Consider the following 25,540-nt stretch of genomic DNA (forward strand, 5'->3'; position numbering starts at 1 on the left):
AGCTCGTAGTGTAGAAGTGATGGTTTAAGGTGCAGAAGGTCGAGATCAGGATGCAGAATGTACAAATTTAAATGTAGAATCTTTACCATAGTCGCAGGTCCCCATAATGCAAACTAATTTATATACCATTTAATTGATATTTATAGATTACTCGCATTTATCTTGCAGAACCTATTTAATGGTAAAAACAACCTAACTTACCTCTTAATTTAAGTTAGCAGAAAATGAAAACGCATCAATTAACTAAATTATAGATTTTTTCAGAAAAATCTATTTTCATCTGATAGATTAAGTGTTAAGATTCCCTATAATCCAATAAACATATACCCAGACAGCAGGAGGAAATGAGATGTTAACATTTTTTGCAGCAATTGTATTATTAATTGGCGGATACGCTATTTATTCAAAATTCGTTGAGCGAGTATTTGTCATTAACGATGAAACATCTACCCCTGCTTATACCAAAAGAGACAATCTTGATTATGTTCCGATGAGCTGGTGGAAGGGGAACCTGATTCAGTTGCTTAATATTGCAGGATTAGGGCCAATATACGGAGCAGTAGCAGGTGCATTATATGGACCCGCCGCTTTTATCTGGATCGTCATTGGATGTATTTTCGCAGGTGGTGTGCATGACTATTTTTCCGGCATGATGTCAATGAGACATGGCGGAGCTCAATATCCATCACTGGTCGGACGCTATTTAGGAAATATAATGAAAGCATTTATAAACCTTTTATCACTTGTACTGATGATGCTTGTGGCGGCTGCCTTTACGGCAGGGCCGGCACAATTAATTGCCCAGCTGACACCATTAAGCTTCACGGTCTCATTAATCATTATTTTCAGCTACTTTTTACTGGCTACGATTCTGCCGATTAACCGTGTGATCGGCAAGATTTATCCGATCCTTGGCGGTATATTGCTGTTCATGGCAATATCCATTGGAATCGCACTTTTGTTTATAGACAAACCGATCCCAAATCTTACATTCGAAAATCTTCATCCGGGCGGATTGCCGATTTGGCCGCTTTTAATGGTGACAATTTCATGCGGAGCCATCTCAGGGTTTCATAGTACGCAGAGCCCAATCATCGCCCGCACCATGAAAAAAGAATCGGATGGAAGAAAAATTTTCTACGGCGCAATGGTTATTGAAGGCATTATTGCGCTAATCTGGGCAGCTGCCGGGATGACATTCTTTAATGGTACAGGCGGTTTGCAGGAAGCGCTGGCAGCAGGCGGACCATCTGGAGTGGTAAATGAAATTTCCATTTCACTTCTTGGAACACTTGGCGGCATCCTGGCGATATTAGGAGTTATTATCCTGCCAATCACAACCGGCGATACGGCATTACGTTCATCAAGAATGATCTTTACAGAGCTTGTATCGAAGTTTTTCAAGCTTGATAATAAATTGATCATTCTTCTTCTTACGATCCCTGTAGCCATCCCTACCTTCTATATGGCTACCATTGATTATACGTTTTTATGGAGATACGTTGGCTGGACCAACCAGGTCGCAGCTTCCGTAATGCTTTGGACAGGAACGGTTTACTTATTAAAAAATAACCGGTTCCACTGGATTTGCGGAATTCCGGCCATGTTTATGACTGGCGTGGTTTGCACCTATATCTTCTATGCACCTGAAGGATTGAGTTTAGACTGGGGTCTTTCAATGGCCATTGGATTTTCATTAACCTTCATTGTATTGGTGTGGTACGTTGCTCAAATCAGCAAATACCGCAAGCTGCACCAAAACAGCAAAGAAATAAAAGCGGCTTAAAGTAAAAAAAGAGTGATTCCATAATGGAACACTCTTTTTTTATAGGCACCAGAAATAATACATTTGATAACCACGCCTATTTATATCTAAAAGATAAATTCTTATTAACGAACAATCCACCTAAAATAAATAAGCTACGCGGAATGAGACTTTGCTTTTTTTTGGGTGTGATCCTGCTTCTTTTTATTGCAGACAATACATCGGCCTGTGTAGATACTGTATCGATGTTTCTTTTTGATTCTGCAATCGAACTTGTATTTAAGTTTCATAGATAAGCCCCCGCTTGTTTGATTTCATCTTTTCAAACTCTCCCTGAACACCTTTTAAAACAACCTAAACATTTATTTTTACGACCCCGGCGAAGCCATTTACTTCAGGTGATTGTTCTTTATAAAGAATACTAGGTTCACAGGATAATAGCAATGGAGTTGAGCCAAATTTAGAAATTTTTCACAGTCTGTAAAAAATAACCCTTGCGAATAATCTCTTGTCCGCAAGGGCTACTTATATGCAATTACTTCGTTTCTATTAAACATATTATTTTAAAAGGCCAGATTCATTACAGCAAAAATATTTAACAATTCCTGATTCATCCCTGCCACATTTCCATCCCGACATTTAAGCAGTTTTCGTATCTTCCTCTTCCTGCCTCAGCTGGACCAATTCAGCTTCTGTTAGTTTCGTAATGGTAAAACCGGTCATGGCATAAATAATAGAAAGAATTGGAACGACTAAATTTAAAATCGCATAAGGTGCATAAGCGAAGGCATGAATGCCAAGCGTGCTAAGGATAAATACCCCGCATGTATTCCATGGAATGAATACGGAGGTTAATGTTCCTCCATCTTCAATGGCCCTGGACAGGTTTTTTGAATGAAGCTTGTGATCCCGATAGGCCTGTGCGTACATTCTTGCTGGAATAACGATCGATATGTATTGTTCCGAACAGGTGGCATTCGTCGCAAAACAGGAAACAACGGTTGACGCAACTAAGCCTCTGGCTGATCTGGCAAGCTTTAAAATCTGATCCACGATCGACTTCAGCATGCCGGTATTTTCTAAAATCCCGCCAAACGTCATTGCCACAATGGTCATGGAAACGGTGTACATCATTGAGTCCAAGCCGCCCCGGTTAAACAAATTATCAACCATATCATTTCCCGTATTAATCACAAAGCCGCTTTGAAGAGCTCCTACAGCGTCAGTAACAGAACCGCCCTGAATGAAGACCTGAGCCATGAAGCCAAGCAAAATACCCACAATCAGGGCAGGAATAGCCGGAACTTTCTTTGCAACCAATACAATAACGGTGAGCGGGATAAGCAGTAAAAGTGGTGAGATGACAAAGCTTTCACCAAGAACCCTCACTGTCTGCGCAATATCTGCTGTATCGACACCGGACTGACCAAACCTTCTTCCCAAAAATCCGTAAACGATGAGTGCAATTACAAGACCTGGTACAGTGGTGTACAGCATATGGCGAATATGGACAAAAAGGTTTGTATTTGTCAGGCCCGATGCCAGATTCGTTGTGTCTGAAAGCGGTGACAATTTATCACCAAAATAAGCGCCTGATATGATTGCTCCCGCAACCATTGGCGCAGGAATCCCCATACTGAGCCCAATTCCCATCCCGGCAACACCAATCGTGCCCATCGTCGACCATGAACTGCCGATAGCCAGTGAGACAACAGCACAAATTAAGGTTATGGATACGAGAAAAAATGATGGCGTAATCATATTTAACCCATAATAAATCATGGTTGCCACAATGCCTCCGCCTATCCACGAGCCAATAATTAATCCGACAAGAATGATGATAATGACAGCTGGCAATGCCAGGCGGATTCCCTTATACATCGATTCTTCAATTTCCTTCCAGTTAAATCCGCAGCGCCATGCAACCAGCGCAGCGGTGCACGTTCCAACAATTAGCGGAATATGCGGACCCTGTTCAAGCTTCACAATCGTAAAAGCCATTACCGCAATCATGACAATCAACGGAATAATGGCCACTTTAAATGAAATCTCTTTTTTCATCCTCATTTCCCCCCAGGCAAAACAAACAATCCTCTCTTTAAAGTGGATAGAAAGTTTTAAATTATCAAAACTATATGATAACTGAATGATAGAAGAAGGGAATCATTACGTCAACTTCAATTTTATGGATCGGTATAAAATTAGAAAAAGAATGTCTTCATGAATGAGGACATCCTTTCGTTTGTAGAATGATATTTTTTAGTTGCCTTGAAAATTTTTTACGTCTAGGTTCATTGGAGCGGAAGGCGGCGACTCCTGCGTGATACAGCGGGAAGGGTGAGACTCAATGATGCGGCAGCATCAGGGAGGCTCACCTCCCGCCACGCGGAAAGCGTCCGTCTGCAGCGGAAATGAACCGGTCTTTTTTTAAAGAAATAGACAGCTTATCCATTTTTACTGCGGTACTTTCACTTAAGTAAAATACTCCAGCTTCGCTTCAGGAAACAAACCTCTGATGTAGCCGGTCAGGGTATCTTTTATTTGCTCTTGTTCATCGTCCTGATAGACATACTTGCCAATGCCATAGCGTCCCCATTTCCACTTTCTTGCGGATTCATCCAGCTCAAGTTTCGTCATGGGATAATTTTTTTCAATGACGCGCTTGGCAGGTTTGGTAAAGCGATGCTGAATCATTTCAAAGGTTAAATCTTTTTTTGCAAATGCCGGAAGCTTTGAGGCGAGCTTTTCCATCATTTCCCCATAGCCTTCTTTCCAGCCTTCGTGCAAATAGATCGGCGCAATGATAAAGCCCAGCGGGTAACCCGCTTCAGCTACTTTCACGGCAGCTTCAATCCGTTCATCCAGGCGGGATGTTCCAGGTTCAAAGTTTTTGATAATATAGTGGTCATTAATGCTGAAGCGAAAACGGGTGCGTCCGTTATGCTCTGCATCCAGTAAATGATCGACGTGAGCAAATTTCGTAACAAAACGGAGACGTCCATGTTCTGTTTTACCAAAAAATTCGATCGCCCGCTTCAAAGTGTGCGTCAAATGGTCGACTCCGACAATGTCGGATGTACACGATGCCTCAAAGCGGGTTTCCTCCGGCATGCGTTCTTTCATATATTCAGAAGCAATATCAAAAATTTCTTCTGTATTCACGTAGGTGCGGATATACGGCTTGTCTCCCATCGTCGTTTGCAGATAGCAGTAATGACAATGACCCATGCACCCCGTTACAAATGGAATGGCATATTCTGCGGACGGCTTTGATGTATCAAACTTCAGCGTTTTACGGACACCAATAACCAGCGTGGATTTCGCTACACGATATTTTTGAAAATGATTGTCTCCTGGCAAATTTCGAATTTGATTATGGGATGTCGTATCTTTAATTTCAATTCCCATTTTTTTAAACTTCTCATACAGTTCTTTTCCAAGAGGATATTCCAATGCACGCGGCTCAACATATACCAGTTGGGGAACAAATGGCTTAACCATAAAAATTCTCCGTTTCCGGGAAGTCTGACTGAATTAATCCAAATGCTTCCCGAAATGCGTTGTCCGCATCATAAGCTGAGTGGTAGACCGCGACATCTTCTGTAAGAGGATAATAAGTATCGTACATAAATAAGGATTTCTCCCCCGGCTTCTCGGGGTTCTGAACAACCGTTGCTTCTTGTACATTGGCTACGCCTTGTGCGTGCGGATTGCGAATGATAACGTAAACGACTTCGTCTTCAGGATGTGATTCATTCGTAAACATGGTTCCACCTAACCTTCTTAGATTTGCGACATACGTTATTGTTACCGTAAAGCAGGAAAGTTATTTGTCAAAAACCACAGTTAAATTGTTCCCTTTTATCTGAGAGCATTTCAAAAATAAAAAAAGACCTCATCTAGTTTGAGGTCTGTTGCTTATTCCATCTTCTCTTTTAATTCTCTCAAGTATTCAGCAAATTGTTTAAAGGCAATTTCAGGCTCTGCCAGTTCAGGGTACGTCATTTTATCCCATTCAATCGCAAAATATCCCTTGTACTCATTTTCCAATAACAGCTGATAAAAGCGGGTAAACGGCATATCGCCCTCGCCCATCAGGCAAAACTGACTTGCCTGCTCTGTGTTCTCAAAAGAGTCCTTCCAGCGGGTATACTTAATCCGTTTCCCAAGCTTCTCCCAGAAAGCTTCCGGTGTTTCGGCTGCTTTGCGGTAAGGTTCATGAATGTTCCAGATAACATGAAGGTAATTGGATTCAGTGAGATTTAATACGTCTTCTATAAACTCGCTATCAGTCCAATCGTCATGGGTTTCGAGCAGCAGAAAAACCTGATACTGCTCTGCTATTTTAAGCATTTCGCTTAGATTCTCCGAAACAACAGCCAACGCCTCCCGACGGTCTGTATCACCGATCGCGCCTCCAAATATACGGATATAGGGCGTATGAAATTCATGGCATAAACGGCCATATTGGCTCAGTTCATCAAGATGAGCAGCCAGTTCTTCTTTTGAGTTGGTAAATAATTGGGCTGAGCTGGAAAAACACGAAACGGCTATTGAAGCTTCCTGGAACTTTTTCTTTGTTGCCGCAAGATCCGTTGTGAAGATCGGCAATTGAAAAATATCCTTTTCTCCCATGTAGCCGCAAAAATCAATTCCATCATATCCGTATTCGATTGCTTTTGATAATAGTGTATCCAGATTCCAGTTCGGACAGCCCGATGTTGTGAATGCAAGTTTCATCTTCCATTTTCCTCTCTGAAAATAGGCTAAACTAAGAGCAGCTTTGTGTGAGCACTCAAATCATTTTGCATCAGAAGCGTCATCCAGATAAGTGGCAACAGCAACAGCAAATGCATCGTATCTTTTTGCATTATCTTTTGGTAAATTTTTTCTATTACCTATCCATATTACTATAATCAGCGATCAGACCGTTAGTCTGAATAGGTGAAGACGTAAATAAATTGGACATCACAGTAAAGTCCAGAAGAAATGAACTCTTCCGGACTGGCTGTATTCTTCAGCTATTTAGAACTGTTTGGCCGCTTTCAGACGACCGGTAAGCAGACAGCGCGACTTCCAATGCCTTCAGTCCGTCATCCCCCGTTACAAATGGCTGCCTGCCCTTCTTAATGGCATCCACAAAATCCAGGATCATCTTTTCATTCATATCATCACCCCAGTATTTCCAGCTGGCACCCTCGGTATCGGAATATACATCAATTTTCTGGTCAAAGGCATTTACACCAAGTGTTCCTTCCGTGCCCACCACTTCAAGTGTTACGTCCCCCCAAGTTGGGTAATGATTATTTCTTGACCAGCTGCAATCAAGCGTGGCAAAAACACCATTATCTAAATCCATGGTAACAATTCCGCAGTCATCAATTTTTTCGTCTGCAATTAAGTGATCTATCTCCGCATACACTTTTTTTACTTCAGCATCCATAAACCATCTGAGCAGGTCCACAACATGAACCGTATGATCCATTACCGCACCGCCCCCAGATAGGGCTTTATTGAGAAACCATCCCCCTGGATTGGTTCCCCGATTGGTGCCCTTTACTGCCAAAATTTTCCCCAGTCCTCCTTTTTGAACAATCTCTCTTGCGCGCTTAATCGGCGTGCTGTATCGAACTGGAAAAGCAACCTGCAAAAGAACGCCGTTTGCTTCACAGCAGGCAATCATGTTTTTGGCATCTTCAGCGGTGGTCGCAATTGGTTTCTCACAAAGGATGTTTTTCTTTGCTTTAGCTGCAGCCATGACATGCTGTGCATGCTTTGAATTTTCAGAGGTCACAATTACCGTATCCACATCAGCAGCCAGCAGATGATGAAGCTTGGTATAAAATGCAGTGTGATAATGGGCGGCTACCGCTCGTCCCCTTGATTCATCTTCATCAAACACGCCTGCAAGTTCCAGTCCTTTATACTTTCGGATGATGTTGGCGTAGCTGTAAGCATGACCATGGGCAAAGCTGATAATGCCAATCTTCATATTTCATTCCCCCTGGTTAATTCGCCAGTGCTCAGGGTGACTGGCTGCCCTGTTTCACATGAAGTAAGAGCAGCCATGGCAATTTCAATCGCGTGCAAGGCGTCATAAGCCGTAACGACTGGATCTTTCCCGTTCACTATGCAATCAATGAAATGCTTCAGCTCATCGCGGTAAGGACTTGATGCCAAAGGACTTTCAGGCACCTCAACGGCTGCTCCATCCATCTTTTTCCCCTTTGAACGATGCTTTAAAGGTGCATTCTTCGCACTGTTGTAGTCAATAATGCCCTTTGTGCCTGCTATTTCAATGCCATAACTAAATCCCTGATGAGCCCATGTCCCCTCAGCATGCGCGATCACACCGCTATGAAAACGGATCGTCACCAGCGCATAATCAATGTTTTCTCCAACAGCATCCTCGCGATTTAGTTTTTTGGCATATACTCTTTCAACGTTCCCAAAGCAGGCCCGGAGGAAATCAAAATCATGAATGAGCAAATCCAAAATTAAGCCTCCGCTTTTTTCAAAATCCCCATACCAATTTTTCCATGCCCTTGGAAAGGCACCGCCTCTCGTTGTGCGGACAACGGCTGGCGTACCGATGCTCCCCTTTTTTAGAAGCGATTGAATTCGTTTGTATTCGGGAAAGAACCGGACTACATGTCCAACAAAAAGCCGTACATTGTTTTTTTCACAGGCAGCTATCATGTCACCGGCTTCTGTTACATTCAATCCCAAGGGCTTTTCACATATGATATTGCGGGCGATTCCAATCGATTTCATCACGTATTCCTTATGTAAATGAGTAGGCAGACAAATATCAATCACATCGATCGCATTGAGCTTTGCTACCGCTTCTTCATAGGAAGTAAATACTTTGGCGCTGGTGTTCGCCGATAATTTTCCGGCCTTCGCTTCCTGCCGATCCACAATTCCAATCAGTTCAACATTGCCCAAACTTTTATATGCTCTCGCATGAACCGAGCCCATTGTCCCTGCACCCAGCAATAATACCTTCAGCATCCGGCACCTCTCCTTTCTTTATTAATATTTCAAATCCTGTGCATCATGCCAATAAAAAAAGCCCTTCAATAGAGGACTTTTACTCCATGATATTTACTTACCCTTGCCCTCTGCTTTTCCTGATTTTTTTAATGAACCAATAAACAAAAGGAGCAATCATTAAAAAAAAGAAGATTATTAATTCAGGCACTTCCATAACCAGAAAAGGATTAAATACATGAATCACAGACGTTCTGAAATGGAGTCCCACCATGAGATCCAATACTAAAGATAAGCCAATTAACAGCAGCAAAATCAGGACAGAAATTCCGAGTACATCCATTCTTCACACTCCGCTCTAAGATTTGTCACTTTTCATCCGCAGTCTTACTTTTCTTCTTGTATTTGAATGAAGCAATCACCAGAAGGAAAAGCGGCATGATGACTTGGAAGGGGAGATGGATGTAAAGCGGCACAATGTTTACCCCTTCTGATATATGCTCTGAATAATTGCTCGCAATAACGATGGATAACAGTAAAATAACCATTCCAATCGGATAGGCAAGTCGCGAAGGCTTTTTTATTGAAAACACACTTGCTGCCCCAGTCACAGCTGCATAAGCGAACACGCTGATCTTAAAGAACATGCCAATCACCAATAAAACCAAAAAATAAATGTCAAGCCGTTCCAAGAACCCCGTTAATTCAATGGATTGTATGACAGTAAGAAGAGGATAGTGTGATCGTGCAGTTAAATTAATGCCAATAACACTAATGTTGATCGCCATAAATAAGCTTAAAAATATCCCGCTTAACGCGATGGATCCTATACCGACTTTTTTGATTTTTTCAGGCTGCTTTAGATAAGGAAAGATCATTAAAAATACAATTACTTCTCCAAATGGAAAGTATACCGTTTCTTTTAAAGCCACTTTGATCACTGGCAAGACGCCTTCTTCCAGAACAGGCTTTAGATTGGAGACTTGAATCAAGCCGGATACAACAATTAGAATAATGAAGGTTACAGCAAGCAGAAACTCTAACACAACCAGCAGCTCGCCTGTTCTTGCTATAACCTCAACTCCTTTATAAACCGTGTAAATGACCACAAGAATGAATATGCCGTTCACTACGAATAAGGGGGTAAAGGGATACGCAAACGTCAGCAGAGCTACGCCCAGATCCCGCAGCACCCTTGCGGCGAGATAAACAAAATAAAGCACATACAAAAAAGCTACGAACCTGCCTAAAAAATTACCAAGGATATCCTTCAAAAATTCCGTCAGCGGCTTGCCTTCATTGTATCGATATAGTCCATCATAGATGTACATCAAGATAAAAGCAGCTGTCATCCCCATGAGAATGGCCAACCAGGCATCCTGCTTTGCCTCCATGCCGATCGGTACCAGCAAAGCGCTGCCCAGCTGAAACAAGACCATAAGGACAAAAAGCTGATAGCTGCTGATCTTTGCCTTTTCCATGGAGATTCACACCCTTTTCGATAACAATTTTATTCGAAGTCAGAAAAATACGGTTTATTTCGCAAACCAGTTTGTCGGACAAAAATATCTGTCTTTACATCTACTTTAAGTTCAGGAAAGTGAACATCCTGCCAATCAGCTTTGATTTTTTTCCATTCCTCCGGATAGTCCTGATAAACCATTTCCCCAAAACCGAAGATATCACTTTTATTTTCCTGGGCACGAAGGATTGCATCCTCAATCTCTGTTTTTAATTTTTTTCCTAATTTCTTTTCAATGTTCATCAATATATTTGGATGGCTAAGGTCCAATTGATTCTTAACCTCACGAATATCGCCTTCAGCACGGATTTCAATCGAAATTTTCGGTTTTCCTGATATCATTTCAATAGTTACACCGGTATTTTGACGGATGACCTCTAAAGCAACCGCATCTATTTCATTTTCCCAATCAAGCGTCATCACCGTTCTCTGGATTTTATTTAACGCCCATACCGTCCCACTCGCTGCATCATCCTCCAGCCAGTCAATGAGCTTTCCTTCTTTAAAAACACCAATACCCTTCGCCTGCAGGTTTGCATCCAGTGTCGTGCTTTGAATACTTTGTATTCTTTCTCCACTTTTTTCGTCCCCTTTTAATGTAAAGGCGCTAATTACCGGTTCTTTTCCTGGGGATCTGAGGGCATTCATTATGGCATGAATATCAACCGTAACAGTTTCCCCCTGCATGGTTTCAGCAGATTTTAACGTTTTAATAATCCCTTCTGATGGCAGTTTTTCAATCGCTGTCAACACTTTAACAACATTGGCTGCTTCCGTATCACGAGCAAGCACAACCCTTGTGGTAATTCGAAAATTTGGAGAACGATCAAGGGAATCAAAAATTGTATTAATGCCTTCATTTTTTGCTAATTCTTCACTGATGACCAAAAGCTTTACATGCTCATAAAAAAGCTGTCTTGGCATTTTTGCAGCTGCATTCCTGGACATTTGAATTAGGCTTTCACCTGTAGCAGAAAAGACCCTGATTGGCGCATTTTCTCCACCGCCTCCCTGCTCTCCGGAAGCAATATTACCTGCATTAATTACTTGAAATGTGCCTACATATTTTCCTTCTTCGTTTTTATCAATCGCCAGCGCTGAAACCACCGCAATATCCGTTAGTTCTCTTTTATTCCAACAGCCAGACAACAGGATTGTTCCAATTACAATTAAGAAAAAAATGGTACGATTCATTTTGATCCCCTTTTTCCCCTTTTTTGATAAAAAGCATTCACCATTCCAGTGTCTTTGGCCGCTTGTGGTTTTTGATGTTCTCCTTCGCGTATTTTGTTATCAGCTGTTGTTAATTTTGGTCTTGCTTTACGTCCCGATAAAGGTCTTCGAACAACGGTATCCCCCACTTCTGAAGGAATAAGCGGAGCAAGAGGAGACATATAAGGCACCCCAAATGAACGCAAACTGCATAGGTGAACAAGCACCAGTATAAAAACCATGATAATGCCATATGTGCCGAATGTTGCGGCGCTGATCATGAACACAAAGCGGAGGAGTCTGGCTGATATGGCCATAGAATAGGAAGGAGTTGCAAAACTGGCAATAGCGGTAATAGATACAATAATGACCATAGCTGGTGACACGATACCGGCCTGTACAGCCGCCTGACCGATTACGAGGGCACCAACAATTGAGATCGTTGAACCAATGGCTTTAGGCATTCGGAGCCCTGCTTCCCGCAATATTTCAAACATTACTTCCATAATGAGCGCTTCGACAATAGCCGGAAAAGGAACAGACTCCCGCTGTGCTGCGATCATAATGAGCAGCTGCGTCGGGATCATAGATTGATCAAATGTTGTGACAGCAACGTAGAGTGCAGGTCCAATTAAAGAAATAATAAAAACAAAAATACGCAAAAAACGCGTGGCACTCGCAATAAAAAAACGATTATAGTAATCTTCAGGTGATTGAAAAAATTGGATAAATAACGCTGGGCCAAGCAGAACAAATGGCGTTCCGTCCACAAAAATGGCTATACTTCCTTCAAGCAGGGTCCCTGCCACCACATCTGGCCTTTCTGTATTATGAAGTGTCGGGAAAGGGGTCATCGTTCCATCTTCAATCAATTGCTCAATATAGCCCGACTCCAGTACACTGTCGATATTGATTTTTTTTAAACGGCTGCGTATCTCCCCTACGATCTTTTTTTCGGCAATGCCGTTTATGTACATAATTGACACGTCTGTGTTCGTTACAGAACCAATTTTCATCGATTCTACCCAAAGGTCCGGGTTGTTAATAATGCGGCGTACCATCGCAATATTAGTTGTAATCGATTCGGTAAATCCCTCTTTTGGTCCACGTACAACAGTATTAGTTGTGGACTCCTGAATGGATCTTGTTTCTCCCCCTTGTGTGCTGGCAATTAAGGCCACATTTGAACCTTCCACAAAAATGACTGTATCGCCTGACAGTAAGGATAAATATAAAGAATCCCATTTTTCCTCCGTCGTTATGCCGCCCATGGATACCACTTCTTCTGAAATAATTCCGATTGCCTCCTGCGGCATAATCTCGCTGCTAAATCTGGGACTATTCATTATGGACTCAATAATAAAATCGGTAACAGTTATCTCATCAACTAACCCTTGTACATACACAATTACTGATTTCATACCTGAATTTTTGCCAATATCCACTTTTCTAAATTTAATATCCGGGCTATGGCCGGTTCTTTTCTTAATGCTTTCAATATTCATTGATAAAGATGAACTGATGCATTCTACTGATTCATGATTTGATTGATCTACAGAAGAGATCCCTGAATTCACATCATTTTTTGTTCTCCTTTTTTTTATCGATGGTCTTTTTTTCATGTCTCATTAATCTCCAGCATCCTATTTCTTATTACTACTTCATTAGTTTCGAGTGAATTTAAATAAATGAGCAAATGAACAGAGGTTAACATTTGCTGGAATCCGAACCTCTCATTCCTCATTACCCTTCACACCCTTCCGCTATCTTTTTATCTAGTTAGGGTTCTCCATACAGATTTGAATTATGTATTTAAATGAAAACCGTTATTATGACCAAAATATGAAAGAATTATTTTCTGCGAATGTAAGCCAACAAAAAAAGACCTGCAGAGAACGATCTCTCCACAGGACTTATCAATTGCCATTCTTTTATGCGTTCAATTCCACTTCCACCCCAAAATGGTCTGAAACCACGGGTCTGTTCTCTCCATTAAAAATCACGCGGGAAGAAGAAGCCTCAACAGGCTGGTTCGTTAAAATAAAATCAATGCGAAGCTGGCTGTCGTTTTCTTCCCAGCCCGCAATTTTGCCTGGAACCGTTTTGCCGCTGTCTTTTTCTTCAGCAAGTGTGTACGTATCGTGCAATCCCTGCTGCAGCAGGTAGTCGTAGCCTTCATCACGAATGCCGGCATCATTATTAAAATCACCCATATAAATGGACAGGCGGCTTGGATCCATTTTTTCAATCAGACGGTCCACCTGGTCTTTATAAGGCTCATCCATATCGCTCCACCATCCAAGATGGCAGGAATACAAATCGATTTCTCTTCCATCCAGCTCCACTGTCGCCCGGACAATTGATCTGGTTTTCCATTGATCCGGATCATGGGAAGCTGTAATAAAAAAGCGGTCTGTTTTCACAATCGGCATCCTGGATAGGATCGCCAGTCCCTCTTCATTGCTGCCATAGCTATAGTGGCTGAATGTCCAAGCCATATCGTACTCACTGCATCCCTGCGCCTTCAGCTTCTTCATTAATACCTTGCCAAAGTGATCGTCTGGTGCCGAGTCGTCATGTTTGGACGTTTTTTTAATGCTCACTTCCTGGAGTGCAATGACGTCATACTCTTTTTCTACAATTGTTTTAGCCAGAAGATCAAGCTTCTCCAACTGGTTTTCCTCGTGCCATGAGTGACAGTTAAGTGTTAGTAATCGCATATGATCAAGCTCCTAATCGATCTTGAATATCGGATTTTAATACGTCAGCCTTTGGTCCATAAATTGCCTGAACCCCTTTGCCCCGCATAATTAATCCGAGTGCTCCTTTTTCCTTCCACTGTTTTTCTGTTCCGACAGCTTCCGGGTCTTTTACTGTAACGCGAAGACGTGTCATGCAGGCATCCACCTCTTCTATATTCTCTTCCCCGCCAAGCAGCCCGATAATCGAAACGGCAAGAGATCCGTCATCTGCAATACCGGCTTTTGACTTTGAGGGTGCAGATGATACGTCTGTCGTTTCTTCAATATAGTTCCCTGCGCGTCCTGGTGTCGGGAAATTAAAGCGTTTAATCAAGAAATAAGCAGCGCCGAAGTTGACCGCAAACATCAGCACGCAAACAAGCAACAGATTAACTAAATCGCCAACAAGACCCGCGTTTACAATGAGCGGCGTTCTTGTTAAAAACTCGATAAAACCAAACGCATGAATACGAAGGTCAATCAGATCAACCAAAGCAAATGAAACCCCTGTCAGAACTGCATAGACAATATAAAGAAGCGGTGCAGCAAACATAAACATAAATTCGATCGGCTCTGTTACACCGGTTAAAAATACCGCAAGACCAGCGGATAAAAACATTGATTTGTATTTCGTGCGTTTTTCTTTATCAACATTTAAATACATCGCAAGTGCCAGACCAATTAAGGCAGCGGAAGAAGCAATAAATTGACCTACTTTAAAACGTGCAGGCACAACATCTTCAGACAGCTGCTGATAACCGGCTGTATTTCCCTGCTGAAGCATATTGTACAGATCAGTTACCCATGCCAGCCATAAAGGATCCTGGCCTGAAACGGTGCTCCCTGCATTCGACCCTGTCAAAATCGTGTAGGTTCCGCCAAGCTCTGTATAGTTGATTGGAACCGTCAGCATATGATGAAGACCAAATGGCAAAAGCAAACGCTCCAATGTACCGAAAATGAACGGTGCTGCAATCGGCGCTGTGTTGCGCGAGCTTGCAATCCACTGTCCAAAGTCATTTAACAGCCCTTGAATAAACGGCCAGATAACAGACAATAAAATACCAACCACAACAGAACCGGCAATGACAACAAACGGAACGAACCGCTTTCCATTAAAAAATTCAAGTGCCTGAGGCAGTTTATTAAAGTTATAAAAACGATTATAAAGATTAGCTCCAAGAAAACCTGAGATGATTCCGACGAAAACACCCATGTTGAGCGCTGGTGCGCCTAATACAGAAATAAAATAATCTCCTACTGCCAATTGAGAACCAAATAAAGGTGTAAACATAGAGGCAGGATCCAGAAGCATGTCACTGTTAACCCCAAAGATCGAACCTGTAATCCGGTTAATCAGTACAAAGGCGATTAATGCAGCGAACGCACCGCCAGCACGATCCTTTGCCCACGATCCCCCGATGGCTACCGCGAAAAGTACATGCAAATTGGTGATAATCCCCCATCCGATGTCCTCCATTACCCGCGCAACCGTTTGCATTAATACGATGTCTCCAGTCATCATCGCAAGCAGCTTGCCTAAAGATATCATTATACCTGCAGCCGGCATAACCGCTACGACTACAAGCAGCGCCTTGCCGAATTTTTGCCAAAAATCAAACGACCCAAAAAGTTTCATGTCCATCCTCCATTAAATATGTAATATTGATATGTTAAATACTCATTGTATGTGCAACCGCTTGCATTTAATTATTGTATAGACAAGTTTAAAAGATTGCAAGCGTTTTTATAAAAAATATTTTTTAAGCATACTGGAAGATGTAGAAATGATTTTCATCCATCCTGCTATTTGGATTAGAAGTATTTCACAGCAGCTTTGTTTTAATTTAACAACCACCTTCAGCTGTTAAAAAACCGTTTGATAGTTCCGTCAACAAGCATAAAAACACAGTGAAAAACCGCTCTTTAAATGAAATCGAGCGGTTCTTACGGTGAATAAAAGCAAAAGGCTAGTAAAACAATTTCGGCTTGGATGGGCCGGATTTTGTAAAATCAGGAGCAATACGTCTTTGTGAAAATTCTTTTCCTGATCTCACATTGGAGGTACAATCGGCTGAAAAATCATACGGGATAAATTGATTAAATTCAGCGGAAAAAAAGTCGGCATTTCTAAACGTTTCCTGCGGTTGATCGATTGCCCCATCCATGACACGCTGGTCTTGCAAATGCTGGACAATGCTGTTCCCGATAGATCTTCCAAGCTTAAGTCCTTCATCGTTGTCGACCGGAAAGTGAACCCCTGTATAAAGACGACTGATGGCATCTTCTTCTGCGAATCTCTTTAATTTCGATGCTTCTTTAGGGAAGAAATAGCTTAACACCACCTCTGCACAGCCTGACATACTGGCATGGCCGGACGGATAAGATGGGAACCTTGGAGTGCACAGCAACGGTTCAAGTGAATGGTCATATTGAATCGGTCTTGCTGTATCCCATTTATATTTTAGATCCCACACTACAATCATCGTATCATTGATCGCCATTTGAACAGCGGCAAGGATTCTTGCAGCGTAGACCGGAGATATCCCGTAGGAATCAATTAAACGGTCAATAACCGGAGTCCACTGCTTCGTTGGAACACCTGTACCGTAAAAAATACCGATATTTTCTTGTTCAGGTGTTAAATTATTTAAAGTGTGCTGAACGGCCTTGAGCTCTTTGCCAAAATCAATACGATCAGGGTGAAGAATGGGCAAGCTCAGCCTTCTTCCTTCCGGATCTAAGAATTCTCCCCGTTTATTCCGTTTTAAAAACGCCAGCGGCCAATCACCTGCAAGGGGAGTTACCGGATCTTTTGGCGGATTTTTTTCACCGCCATAGGGTTCCTTAGACCATTTCAGGTATTTTTCCATTTCTTTCATCTCCATTCCATGTATTAGTTTATGAAGAGGAAGGAGGATAGGATTGTGTAATTACGTATCAATGAAGAGATAAGTTAATACGCAGTTATTCAGAGCCGGTGCTTTTTCAATGAAATACACGTTCTTTTTCTAGCAATTTACTAGGTATTCTATTTATTTAACTAGAATTCCCATTCTCTGTTTTATAAGCTGCATAGAATAATGAGAGTGATCTTGTTTCAGGCACTCAATGAAAAAATGGGGGGTGAAAAAATGTTTAAATTTTTTACAAAGCCTTCTGCTTTTCGGGCTGTTTCAAATGAAGACCAGCAGGTGGAAGCAAATGAGGAAACAAAGGTTTTCTTCTACGATAAAGAGTATGACTTGAATCATGAATATCGGCCGGTTCGTTCTGTTTATAGTCCCAAAAAGGATGGAATCTATCTGATTACCGGAACGATCTCATTTGAACCGGAAAGCTTTGATCAGAATTACAGGGCACGGGTTGGCATTAATATTAATGAAACTCCGTATGAAGCTGGAGATAATGATTTTTGGGGAACTGGAGTTGAAATTGCCAACGCTGTACAAGTAGCGGCCATATTAAAGCTGGCAGCTGGGGACGAGGTGGAAATTTTAATGCAAAGCTCTGTACCAGGCACGATTAAAGCGAATTTGCCAAGCAACAATACAACAAATTTCTCTGCAGCAAGACTGATAGAATTATAGTTAAAAACTGATAGCGACAGTAAAAGAAAAAGGTTGTAAATGACCCTTTTTCTTTTTTTATGCAGTTTTGAGTTAGTAGAATTACTACTCTATCCCCTTGTATAAATCACTTCATAAAGCGGGTCCAAATAGTTTCTCATAACCATTTGCGGTAATGATATAGATAAGTGTTTATACGCTTTAATCTTGAAGCTAAAAAGTTTAAAACTGCATTAAAAAAGCTGATGATCAGTTAGGGCATAACCGATCATCAGCTTCATTCTATTTATCTTTTATTTCTTTTTAATCCAAACAAATTGGTAAGCCTGCAGCTGAACCATCGCTCCGGCCGTTCCATTGCTCCAAAGATCCCGCCCGCCGTATGGAACGGAAACATCAACCTCTTCGTTGGATGTGTTAACCAAACATACAAGCTCTTCGCCTGTCTCTTCATTATGACGTTGCACGGCAAAGACACGCTTATCGAGGTCAAGAATTTCCTGCTTGGCAAACGGAGAAAGTGCTGACTCATTTTGTCTCGTACGAATTAGTTTCTTCATCCCGCTGAATACCTTTTGTCTTCTCGAGGAGGTTGTCAATTGTTCAACAAGCTCTTCATAGTCAAATTTCTCACGGTTGATGCGGCGATTAATGCCTGATGCATCAAGCCCTTCGTAGTCATTCCCGGAACCCAGAAGAGAATGATAATAAACTGCCGGGGCACCCATGACAGAAAAGAGAATCGAATGGGCAGCGAGCATTTTTTGCACCTGGATGTCTTCCTCCTGATCTTCCCCCTGGTTGATCAGGGCATCCATGTAATTAATGTTTAATTCATAGGGCGATTCCGTGCCATCCGGATTGCTCTTATAATTTACGCGGCCGCCATTTTGAAGCACCTTGTCTGCAAGAACCGTTCGTTCTTCGTTACTTAAAATACCTTCTGTCGGTCTCATTCCAATTCCATCATGACTGGCCAGGAAATTAAAATACGTTGCTTTATCAGACACTTTATCAATCGTTTTAGCCCAATGACTCATGGTTTCTGCGTTATGTGTCGTGAAAGAATGCAACACAAGCGGCGGAAGTGAAAACTGATAAACCATATGCGCTTCATTTTCACCGTTTCCAAAATAGCTGATGTTTTCTTTATGCGGCACATTGGTTTCCGTGATGAGCAGCGTTTTTAACTGCAGTTCATCAAGAATCTCCCGCCATAACTGAATAATTGCATGGGTTTGCGGAAGGTGAATACAGCTCGTCCCTGATTCCTTCCACATGAAGCCAATGGCATCCAGACGAATGCTCGTTCCACCCCGCTGTGCATATTCCAGCAGGATTGTCGTCATTTCCAGCAGGACCGGGAAATGGGCAAAATTCACATCCACCTGATCTTCACTGAAGGTTGTCCAGGCTGTTTTTCCGCCTTCATACTCATGAATTAGGGGACTGGTACGCGGCCGGACGACTTTTGAAGCATCAAATTCTTCATCATGTGAAACAAAATAATGCTGATATTTCGGGTCGTTCTTTAAATAACCCTGAAACCACTCGCTTGATTTGGACATATGATTCGCTACAAAATCAAACATTAACCGGTAGCTGTCAGACAGACGTTCAATATCCTTCCAGTCCCCAAGCTTTGGATCAATCGTACGATAATCCAGCACTGAAAAGCCATCATCGGACGTGTAAGGAAACATTGGCAGTAGATGAACATCGGTTATTTCTTCTTTTGCGTGTTCAGTAAGAAAAGTATTTAACGTTTTTAACGCAGGTTCGTCCTTTTGCTGCACAATGTCACCGTACGTAATCAGATAGACATTCCGCTCCGTTACCGACGATACTTCTTTCCAGTTTTCTTTCTTCCACTTTTCTACTAAGGACTCGATTTGTTTTTTATAGCCATCCTTGTACTCATCACCGTATATGGTTTTTAACAGACTTTCCGCCTGGAATGAAAAACTCATACTATCTGCTCCTTCGTGCGAAGTTTAAGGGTTACGTACCCTTTTGGCTGAATGATTACATCACTTTCTACCTGCTGCTCATTTTTCTCATTTAAATTCGCCACAGCCATTGATTGCATATGCTCACTTGTTAAATGAATGGTTTGTGCTTCACTCGTCGGATTATATAAACGAACAATCAGATCATGATCGTCATAAGCTTTTTTCATTGAGCTGAAGATTACCTGGTCATTTGTTGTTTCGAATAAGCTGAACACAGGCGGTAATTCCTTGATTGGATAAGGAATTTCAAAGCGGTCAAGACGCTCTTCAAATGAGTTCAGGCTCTGCTTCTGGTAGCTTGCCTGATGATCATTATATAGACTTGCAATCGAGAACAATTCTTCTTCATTGCCGCCTTCTGAAAAGTGCAGCGCATAGTCAAAGATCATTTCACCCTGCATTTGGGCATCTGGGGTGGTCACAACTTTATTGTTGATCCCCGACGCCCTTCCCGGTCTCCATGCAAGATTATCTTTTCCAAGCAGTCCGACGCTTCTAAACAGTGTCAGCGCGATTTCACCAGTGCGTTTAACAACCTGGTACTCCTTGATGCCTTTTGTGATGACGGCAGCCTTGCCATTTGGGCTGCTTACTCCTGCAAAGGTTTCAAGTGGATAGATCGGTACCGGCGCTTCTGCAAACTTTTGTTCCTTCCAATTTTCCATATACGGATTTTCAGTTGGACGCTGTATTAAGCTGAACCCCTGATCGCCAAATGAATGACCTGCCCCTTCAACAGATGTTTGCAGCAGCACTCTTACACGGTGATCCTTCACTTCATTATTGATCACATGCGATACACGCATGAACGGCTCGCCCTTCCGCAGTTCAAGGTGAGATACAATCGTCAGTTCCTTCGTCTCTTCACCGTTTAAGCGGCTATCCAAATCAGCCGGAACAGTAAGTGTATGCTTGACCTCCATCCACTCGACTCCCGCTCTTGATTCTACGCGAACGGAATGAGCTTCTGTTGAAAGGATCGGCTCATCGTTTTCAAGTGGAGAGAAATCGTATGAATCCCCTGCGTCTGCAACATTTTCAAAGTGAACGAAGTCTGAAATGGTCTGATCAGTCGATTTTACGAACAAATGAAGCTTTCCTTCTTCGTTTGATACACGTAAAAAATCATTTTCAATGGAATCCGCAGCCTCACGTTCAATAAGGGCTTCATCTGCCGCTTCACCATCAATAACTTCAAGAGCTTCATACCCCATCGACGGAAGTGAAAGATTTTGAAGCAAAATTTCATTCCGGTAATACCCCGGTGCATCCACTTCTTTTTCTCCGTCAGCTGTTACTACAATGAGTTTTCCGCCGCTCATATATTCCTGGTTCAGCAAGTCCATTTCGATCAAATTACCGCTCAGATTCTTAACAGTAAACGCTTTTTCTTTGGTGAAAATGACTGCTTTTTGAGACCCCTCAAAACGCTTTGGAAGCAGATGAAACAGCATGAGGATGGAATCCTTTCCAGTCTGATTGCTAACCGCCTGCGTCATTTGCTTTTTAATTAAATTCAGGCAGCCATCAGCCAAACGGATTACTTTCGTCAGGCGGTTCACAATTTCCCGGTTCGTATCATCGGAATTACAGCCGCCAATGCTGTCATGGGCATGAACATCAAAGAGCATCTTCCACATTTCATCAAGCCATTTGCCAGGATAGCGAATGCCAAGAGAACTTGCGATGCTGGCAAGCGGCTCAAGCTGATAGATCATTTTCTCTTCAGCCATGGCATTTAACTTTTTAATATCGTATCGCTGAGACCGAATCGTATTGTGAATGCGTGATTTCTGGGTAGCAATCAGCTCACCTTCGATCACGTTAGTAAATCGATCTTCATAATCAAACGTTTCTTCCATAAAGGTTTCAAAGTCTGATAAAACGTACTCATACCGGTCATCTTTTTCATTTAGCGCTTCAACAGTCGATGGGAAATGCTCGCGTACGAGCACCTGATCTCCTCCTGCAGGCAGCAGCAGATGGTCCGTGTTTTGGTTTAGATCTTCCAGCTTCTCTAAAATAGGCAGAAGACGTTCATTCATGTACGTGTCGTCATCCGATAAAAATTTGCCCGGTCCGTAGCCATAAAAGATATTATTGGCTTTAACGCGTTTTCCATCAGGAGATTGCCAGATGAAATTCAGATCCCCGTTTAGTTGATCGGTGTAAATTCCGCGTTGTAACACGCTGTAGTCGATATTAAACTCACTAAAAATAGAAGGCAAATACGTATTTTGACCAAAGATATCAGGGAGGTAGCCAATGTTCATGCTGTGTCCCATCTTCTCTGCAATTCTTGTGCCATAGAGAAGGTTCCGTATAAGCGATTCTTTATTCACAAGCAGGGAATCAGCCTGTGTATACCACGGTCCCACAAAAATGCGTTTTTCTGAAATCAGCCTGCTCAATCTTTCTTTTTCTTCAGGGCGAATCTTTAGATATTCATCTAATATAGACGACTGGGCATCAAATACATATCCCGTATAAGCAGGATCGTTTTCCATTACGTCCAGCAGTCGATCCATATTTTCAACCAGTAATAGGTTTGAGTCCTCTATTGTAAAGTACCATTCACGATCCCAGTGGGAATGCGGTACGACGTATACTTTTTTTTGTTTCATCTTTAAGTTCCTCCCAAATCGTGATTGCAGTAAAAGAAACGGGGAGCATCTTTTTTCAAGATGCACCCCTTATTATGTTATGCGTTCCGTTCTTTTCGTTTTTCAAGGGAAAAGCGGACGAAGATATTGGCAAATGCGATAAATCCTGCACCAACAACCAATCCAAGTAAATAAGCCCATAGGTTTTCAACCAGCGGCCAGCCCCAGATTGCCGGAAGTGGCAGCCATTGCACAGCTCCCAGTAATACAGCTGTTGAAGCACCTAAAATCGCACCAATGATATTGATTGGAATCGTAATAAGCGGGTTGCGCAGCATGAACGGAATCGCTCCTTCACTGATCGCGATAAACCCAAGCAGCAGTGATGTATTTCCTGCTACACGAAGATCTGCCGGGAATACACGGCGGCCGACAACAAATTTATCAATAACCGTCGCCAGACCAAGTCCGATCGGCGGAATAACAATCGCAAGCACGCGGGCAGTTAAAGGATACACTTCATCTGCTGCAAGTCCAATTGCAATGGCGCCGGCAGCTTTGTTGATTGGTCCCCCTAAATCAAATGCGGTAGCGGATGCTATGATTGACGCAAGGACAACATCCCCTGTCCCTTGAGCTGATTCAATCCAATTTCGCAGCAATACATTTAAGCCGCCAAACATCGGATCGACGAGATAAAAGTTTAAGAAGAAAATTGAAAGTACACTGATGGCCGGGATAAGAAACATTGGTTTCATCGCCTGGAAATTTTTGTTCAGCTGGATTTTTTGATTTAGGAAGCGGGCAATGTAGCCGGCTGCCAAACCAAGAAATAAAGCGCCAAGGAAACCTGAAGGAATGCCTTCTTCAATTCCCCAGAATGTATGGTGAAGTCCCCCTGCAAAGGCGCCTCCAATGAAACCTGCGACCAATCCTACGCGGTCAGCCAGTGAATAAGCAACAAATGCGGCAAAAATCGGATACATAAACTTAAAGATTAATGCACCAAACTTATCTAAATGATGCAAGATAACAAATAGCTCATTTGAATGAGTCGCGTACTGCGGGTCTCCAAGCTCGTTTACAAGACCAAATGGCATCGCGCCAAGCTTGGCAATTCCCATCATTAATCCTGCTGCAACGATAACGGGAATCATATAGGAAATTCCTGTCATAACCGCTTGGACAGCATCCTTGAAAAATCCTCCGCCAGATGATGCCGGTGAAGACATGTCGTCTGCTTCCCCTTTTTCCACCACGCCATCAGGATTATTCAGCGCATTCTGCACCATGTCTTTTCCTTTTCTTAACGGCTCAGCCACTCTTGTCTGCACATATGGCTTGCCTGCAAAACGCTCTTTATTTTTAGGAGAGATGTCAGTCGCAAAAATGACCGCATCTGCTTCTTTGATCAAATCAGCACTCAGTTCATCCTCGATGCCGCTTGCTCCCTGCTTTTCAACCACCACACGGACGCCAAGCTCTCTTCCTGCTTTTTCAAGCGCTTCTGCTGCCATATACGTATGGGCAATTCCAGTTGCACAGGCCGTAACCGCGACAACCGTTTTGGTAAACGTTTGATCGGCTGCAGGCTCGTTTACTTTTTCCTCATCCAGACGATTCATAAAAGCTTCTGGCGTTTCGGCTGCCATTAACCCTTCTAAATAACCATCCTTCATAAGGTTTGTACTTAATGTCGATAATACTTTTAAATGGGTCGAATCTGCTTCGCTTTCCGGAATGGCAATTAAAAACACCAGCTGAACCTGATTGGTTGGATCAATGCTTTCCCAGCCTGCTAACGGTGTATTTAAGCGTGCAACAGCAAATGCCGCTTTTTTTACAGAAGTCGATTTTCCGTGAGGGATCGCAAGCCCTCTTTCAAGACCAGTGGGAGAAATTTCTTCCCGCTCTAAAACCGCTTTCAAAAATTCCTGTTCAGATTCCAGGTATCCTTCTTTATTCAACTCTGAAATAAGCTGTTTAATGACTTGTTCTTTTGTATGAGCTTCAACATCAAACAATACTAAGTTTGGATGTGTCATATTTCTAAGCTGCATGAATCTCACTCCTGTCTTTTTTTCATGGTTTGTTAAGCTGGGATGTTGATTTCCGCTCTAATAAAATTTGTGCATTTAGTTATCATGAGCTTTTAACTCAATCTTTATGAAAGCACTTTCAACCTGCTATCTATAGTTTTATCACATAAAAGGCCAGGTCAATTGTACAGTCTCTGTATATTTGTACAGAATGAAAATGGGAATGCTATACTTGAGGAAAGAATGGCATCGAAAAGAGGAACACAGATGGGGAAAATACTTGATCAGTTTGGCAATCATTTAGCAAAATTAACATCAACTGAAAAACAGGTGCTTTATTATATTGATCAGCATTTGCAGGACGCCATGCATCTGTCGCTCACTGAAATCGCAAAGGTTAATGCCGTCAGCACCACGACCATTATACGAATGGCCCACAAGCTTGAACTCGAGGGGTTTTCTGAGTTAAAGTACATGCTGAAAAAAAGTTCCCAGCAACAGGAGCGATCCAGCGACAGTCCGATCGAGCTGTATAAGCGGGAGTTTATCAGCGCATTTGATACTATCCAGCCGGACGAGCTGGAAAATTTAAGTGATCGGATCAAAAGAGCAGAACAAGTGATCATTGTCGGAGTCGGCTTGTCAAAAATGATGGCGGAGTACTTCAGCAAACTTCTGATGCAGACCGGCAAACAAACCTACTATACGTATGAATCGCATATGATCGATCTCCTTCCGAATATGGTTAAACCGAATGACCTGGTGTTTTTCATCTCAACAAGCGGTGAAACCAAAACGCTTATTCAGGCTGCAGAAAAGCTGTCCTATCAAGTCGTCGATACTGCCGCCATTACCAACTCATCTGATTCCACTTTGGGAAAAATCGTTAAAACGAATTTGAGTATGACCGTTGAAAAGGTGAACTTTGCAGGGTACGACATTACAGCAAGATCCACTTTAATGCTCCTTATAGACTTATTATTTGCAAGTTACCTGAAAAAATAGCAAGTGAGCTGAGCTCTTGTTTTTTCAGTGCAGGCGTTCAAGCTGGCTCAAGGACGGTTTGGTGGCTGTAGTTTTTGCT

At 42.3% G+C, this 25,540-nt stretch carries 19 protein-coding genes; 3 read left to right on the forward strand and 16 right to left on the reverse strand.

All coding sequences use genetic code 11. The features are described 5' to 3' along the window. Window positions 1–349 precede the first annotated feature (349 nt). Window positions 350–1,786, forward strand: a complete 1,437-nt coding sequence (locus tag E2R51_RS08625; RefSeq protein WP_133376648.1) for a carbon starvation CstA family protein — start codon at window positions 350–352, stop codon at window positions 1,784–1,786. Between the two features lie 618 nt (window positions 1,787–2,404). Here the strand turns inward: E2R51_RS08625 and nhaC are convergent. From nhaC to E2R51_RS08690, 13 genes are all read right to left on the reverse strand, one after another. After that, on the reverse strand, window positions 2,405–3,826 hold the full coding sequence (gene nhaC, locus E2R51_RS08630) for a Na+/H+ antiporter NhaC (protein ID WP_133376649.1): 1,422 nt from the start codon (window positions 3,824–3,826) through the stop codon (window positions 2,405–2,407). Between the two features lie 411 nt (window positions 3,827–4,237). Further along, entirely contained in the window at window positions 4,238–5,266 is a 1,029-nt protein-coding gene (gene splB / locus E2R51_RS08635; RefSeq protein WP_133376650.1) for a spore photoproduct lyase, read from the reverse strand. Further along, window positions 5,259–5,531 carry a transcriptional regulator SplA domain-containing protein gene (locus E2R51_RS08640; protein ID WP_133376651.1) on the reverse strand — a complete coding sequence of 91 codons (273 nt, stop codon included), beginning with the start codon at window positions 5,529–5,531 and terminating at the stop codon, window positions 5,259–5,261. The genes splB and E2R51_RS08640 overlap by 8 nt, the downstream gene beginning before the upstream one ends. A gap of 152 nt (window positions 5,532–5,683) precedes the next feature. Continuing rightward, window positions 5,684–6,505 (reverse strand): sugar phosphate isomerase/epimerase family protein, encoded by an 822-nt coding sequence (locus E2R51_RS08645; RefSeq protein WP_133376652.1) that lies wholly within the window; start codon window positions 6,503–6,505, stop codon window positions 5,684–5,686. A 277-nt stretch (window positions 6,506–6,782) separates the two neighbouring features. Continuing rightward, entirely contained in the window at window positions 6,783–7,757 is a 975-nt protein-coding gene (locus E2R51_RS08650) for a Gfo/Idh/MocA family protein (RefSeq protein ID WP_133376653.1), read from the reverse strand. Further along, window positions 7,754–8,779 (reverse strand): Gfo/Idh/MocA family protein, encoded by a 1,026-nt coding sequence (locus E2R51_RS08655; protein WP_133376654.1) that lies wholly within the window; start codon window positions 8,777–8,779, stop codon window positions 7,754–7,756. Before E2R51_RS08655 ends, E2R51_RS08650 begins: the two co-directional genes overlap by 4 nt. Window positions 8,780–8,876: 97 nt before the next feature. Then, a complete protein-coding gene (locus E2R51_RS08660; RefSeq protein ID WP_133376655.1) occupies window positions 8,877–9,101 on the reverse strand; it encodes a YczF family membrane protein in 225 nt (74 codons plus the stop codon). Window positions 9,102–9,126: 25 nt separating this feature from the next. Further along, window positions 9,127–10,239, reverse strand: coding sequence for a GerAB/ArcD/ProY family transporter (locus E2R51_RS08665; RefSeq protein ID WP_133376656.1), 1,113 nt, complete (start codon window positions 10,237–10,239; stop codon window positions 9,127–9,129). 29 nt (window positions 10,240–10,268) lie between these two features. Further along, window positions 10,269–11,474 (reverse strand): Ger(x)C family spore germination protein, encoded by a 1,206-nt coding sequence (locus E2R51_RS08670; protein ID WP_133376657.1) that lies wholly within the window; start codon window positions 11,472–11,474, stop codon window positions 10,269–10,271. Next, window positions 11,471–13,114 carry a spore germination protein gene (locus E2R51_RS08675; RefSeq protein WP_133376658.1) on the reverse strand — a complete coding sequence of 548 codons (1,644 nt, stop codon included), beginning with the start codon at window positions 13,112–13,114 and terminating at the stop codon, window positions 11,471–11,473. The genes E2R51_RS08670 and E2R51_RS08675 overlap by 4 nt, the downstream gene beginning before the upstream one ends. 309 nt (window positions 13,115–13,423) lie before the next feature. Continuing rightward, window positions 13,424–14,212 (reverse strand): endonuclease/exonuclease/phosphatase family protein, encoded by a 789-nt coding sequence (locus E2R51_RS08680; RefSeq protein ID WP_133376659.1) that lies wholly within the window; start codon window positions 14,210–14,212, stop codon window positions 13,424–13,426. 4 nt (window positions 14,213–14,216) lie between these two features. Beyond that, window positions 14,217–15,872 (reverse strand): PTS transporter subunit IIBC, encoded by a 1,656-nt coding sequence (locus tag E2R51_RS08685; RefSeq protein ID WP_133376660.1) that lies wholly within the window; start codon window positions 15,870–15,872, stop codon window positions 14,217–14,219. A 331-nt stretch (window positions 15,873–16,203) separates the two neighbouring features. Further along, a complete protein-coding gene (locus E2R51_RS08690; RefSeq protein ID WP_240733019.1) occupies window positions 16,204–17,106 on the reverse strand; it encodes a vanadium-dependent haloperoxidase in 903 nt (300 codons plus the stop codon). Window positions 17,107–17,367: 261 nt separating this feature from the next. On the opposite strand from E2R51_RS08690, the gene E2R51_RS08695 reads away from it, so the two are divergent. After that, complete coding sequence (locus E2R51_RS08695; RefSeq protein ID WP_133376662.1) at window positions 17,368–17,823, forward strand: ABC transporter permease; 456 nt, start codon at window positions 17,368–17,370, stop codon at window positions 17,821–17,823. Window positions 17,824–18,095: 272 nt separating this feature from the next. On the opposite strand, the gene E2R51_RS08700 is transcribed toward E2R51_RS08695, so the two are convergent. The 3 genes from E2R51_RS08700 to E2R51_RS08710 form a co-directional block, all read right to left on the reverse strand. Further along, window positions 18,096–19,772 (reverse strand): sugar phosphorylase, encoded by a 1,677-nt coding sequence (locus E2R51_RS08700; RefSeq protein ID WP_133376663.1) that lies wholly within the window; start codon window positions 19,770–19,772, stop codon window positions 18,096–18,098. Then, entirely contained in the window at window positions 19,769–22,438 is a 2,670-nt protein-coding gene (locus E2R51_RS08705) for a glycoside hydrolase family 38 N-terminal domain-containing protein (protein ID WP_133376664.1), read from the reverse strand. The genes E2R51_RS08700 and E2R51_RS08705 overlap by 4 nt, the downstream gene beginning before the upstream one ends. Window positions 22,439–22,515: 77 nt before the next feature. After that, window positions 22,516–24,477, reverse strand: coding sequence for a fructose-specific PTS transporter subunit EIIC (locus E2R51_RS08710; RefSeq protein ID WP_133376665.1), 1,962 nt, complete (start codon window positions 24,475–24,477; stop codon window positions 22,516–22,518). A gap of 246 nt (window positions 24,478–24,723) precedes the next feature. Between E2R51_RS08710 and E2R51_RS08715 the strand changes: the two genes are divergently transcribed. Continuing rightward, window positions 24,724–25,461, forward strand: a complete 738-nt coding sequence (locus tag E2R51_RS08715) for a MurR/RpiR family transcriptional regulator (RefSeq protein ID WP_133376666.1) — start codon at window positions 24,724–24,726, stop codon at window positions 25,459–25,461. The last annotated feature ends 79 nt before the right edge of the window (window positions 25,462–25,540 follow it).

It is taken from the genome of Jeotgalibacillus sp. S-D1 (assembly GCF_004358665.1).
Classification (GTDB): domain Bacteria; phylum Bacillota; class Bacilli; order Bacillales; family Jeotgalibacillaceae; genus Jeotgalibacillus.

Excerpts from the sequence above, each read along its gene's own strand:
- E2R51_RS08625 (WP_133376648.1), top strand. The coding sequence starts at position 350 with ATGTTAACATTTTTTGCAGCAATTGTATTATTAATTGGCGGATACGCT.
- nhaC (WP_133376649.1), bottom strand. The coding sequence starts at position 3,826 with ATGAAAAAAGAGATTTCATTTAAAGTGGCCATTATTCCGTTGATTGTC.
- splB (WP_133376650.1), bottom strand. The coding sequence starts at position 5,266 with ATGGTTAAGCCATTTGTTCCCCAACTGGTATATGTTGAGCCGCGTGCA.
- E2R51_RS08640 (WP_133376651.1), bottom strand. The coding sequence starts at position 5,531 with ATGTTTACGAATGAATCACATCCTGAAGACGAAGTCGTTTACGTTATC.
- E2R51_RS08645 (WP_133376652.1), bottom strand. The coding sequence starts at position 6,505 with ATGAAACTTGCATTCACAACATCGGGCTGTCCGAACTGGAATCTGGAT.
- E2R51_RS08650 (WP_133376653.1), bottom strand. The coding sequence starts at position 7,757 with ATGAAGATTGGCATTATCAGCTTTGCCCATGGTCATGCTTACAGCTAC.
- E2R51_RS08655 (WP_133376654.1), bottom strand. The coding sequence starts at position 8,779 with ATGCTGAAGGTATTATTGCTGGGTGCAGGGACAATGGGCTCGGTTCAT.
- E2R51_RS08660 (WP_133376655.1), bottom strand. The coding sequence starts at position 9,101 with ATGGATGTACTCGGAATTTCTGTCCTGATTTTGCTGCTGTTAATTGGC.
- E2R51_RS08665 (WP_133376656.1), bottom strand. The coding sequence starts at position 10,239 with ATGGAAAAGGCAAAGATCAGCAGCTATCAGCTTTTTGTCCTTATGGTC.
- E2R51_RS08670 (WP_133376657.1), bottom strand. The coding sequence starts at position 11,474 with ATGAATCGTACCATTTTTTTCTTAATTGTAATTGGAACAATCCTGTTG.
- E2R51_RS08675 (WP_133376658.1), bottom strand. The coding sequence starts at position 13,114 with ATGAAAAAAAGACCATCGATAAAAAAAAGGAGAACAAAAAATGATGTG.
- E2R51_RS08680 (WP_133376659.1), bottom strand. The coding sequence starts at position 14,212 with ATGCGATTACTAACACTTAACTGTCACTCATGGCACGAGGAAAACCAG.
- E2R51_RS08685 (WP_133376660.1), bottom strand. The coding sequence starts at position 15,872 with ATGAAACTTTTTGGGTCGTTTGATTTTTGGCAAAAATTCGGCAAGGCG.
- E2R51_RS08690 (WP_240733019.1), bottom strand. The coding sequence starts at position 17,106 with ATGGAAAAATACCTGAAATGGTCTAAGGAACCCTATGGCGGTGAAAAA.
- E2R51_RS08695 (WP_133376662.1), top strand. The coding sequence starts at position 17,368 with ATGTTTAAATTTTTTACAAAGCCTTCTGCTTTTCGGGCTGTTTCAAAT.
- E2R51_RS08700 (WP_133376663.1), bottom strand. The coding sequence starts at position 19,772 with ATGAGTTTTTCATTCCAGGCGGAAAGTCTGTTAAAAACCATATACGGT.
- E2R51_RS08705 (WP_133376664.1), bottom strand. The coding sequence starts at position 22,438 with ATGAAACAAAAAAAAGTATACGTCGTACCGCATTCCCACTGGGATCGT.
- E2R51_RS08710 (WP_133376665.1), bottom strand. The coding sequence starts at position 24,477 with ATGCAGCTTAGAAATATGACACATCCAAACTTAGTATTGTTTGATGTT.
- E2R51_RS08715 (WP_133376666.1), top strand. The coding sequence starts at position 24,724 with ATGGGGAAAATACTTGATCAGTTTGGCAATCATTTAGCAAAATTAACA.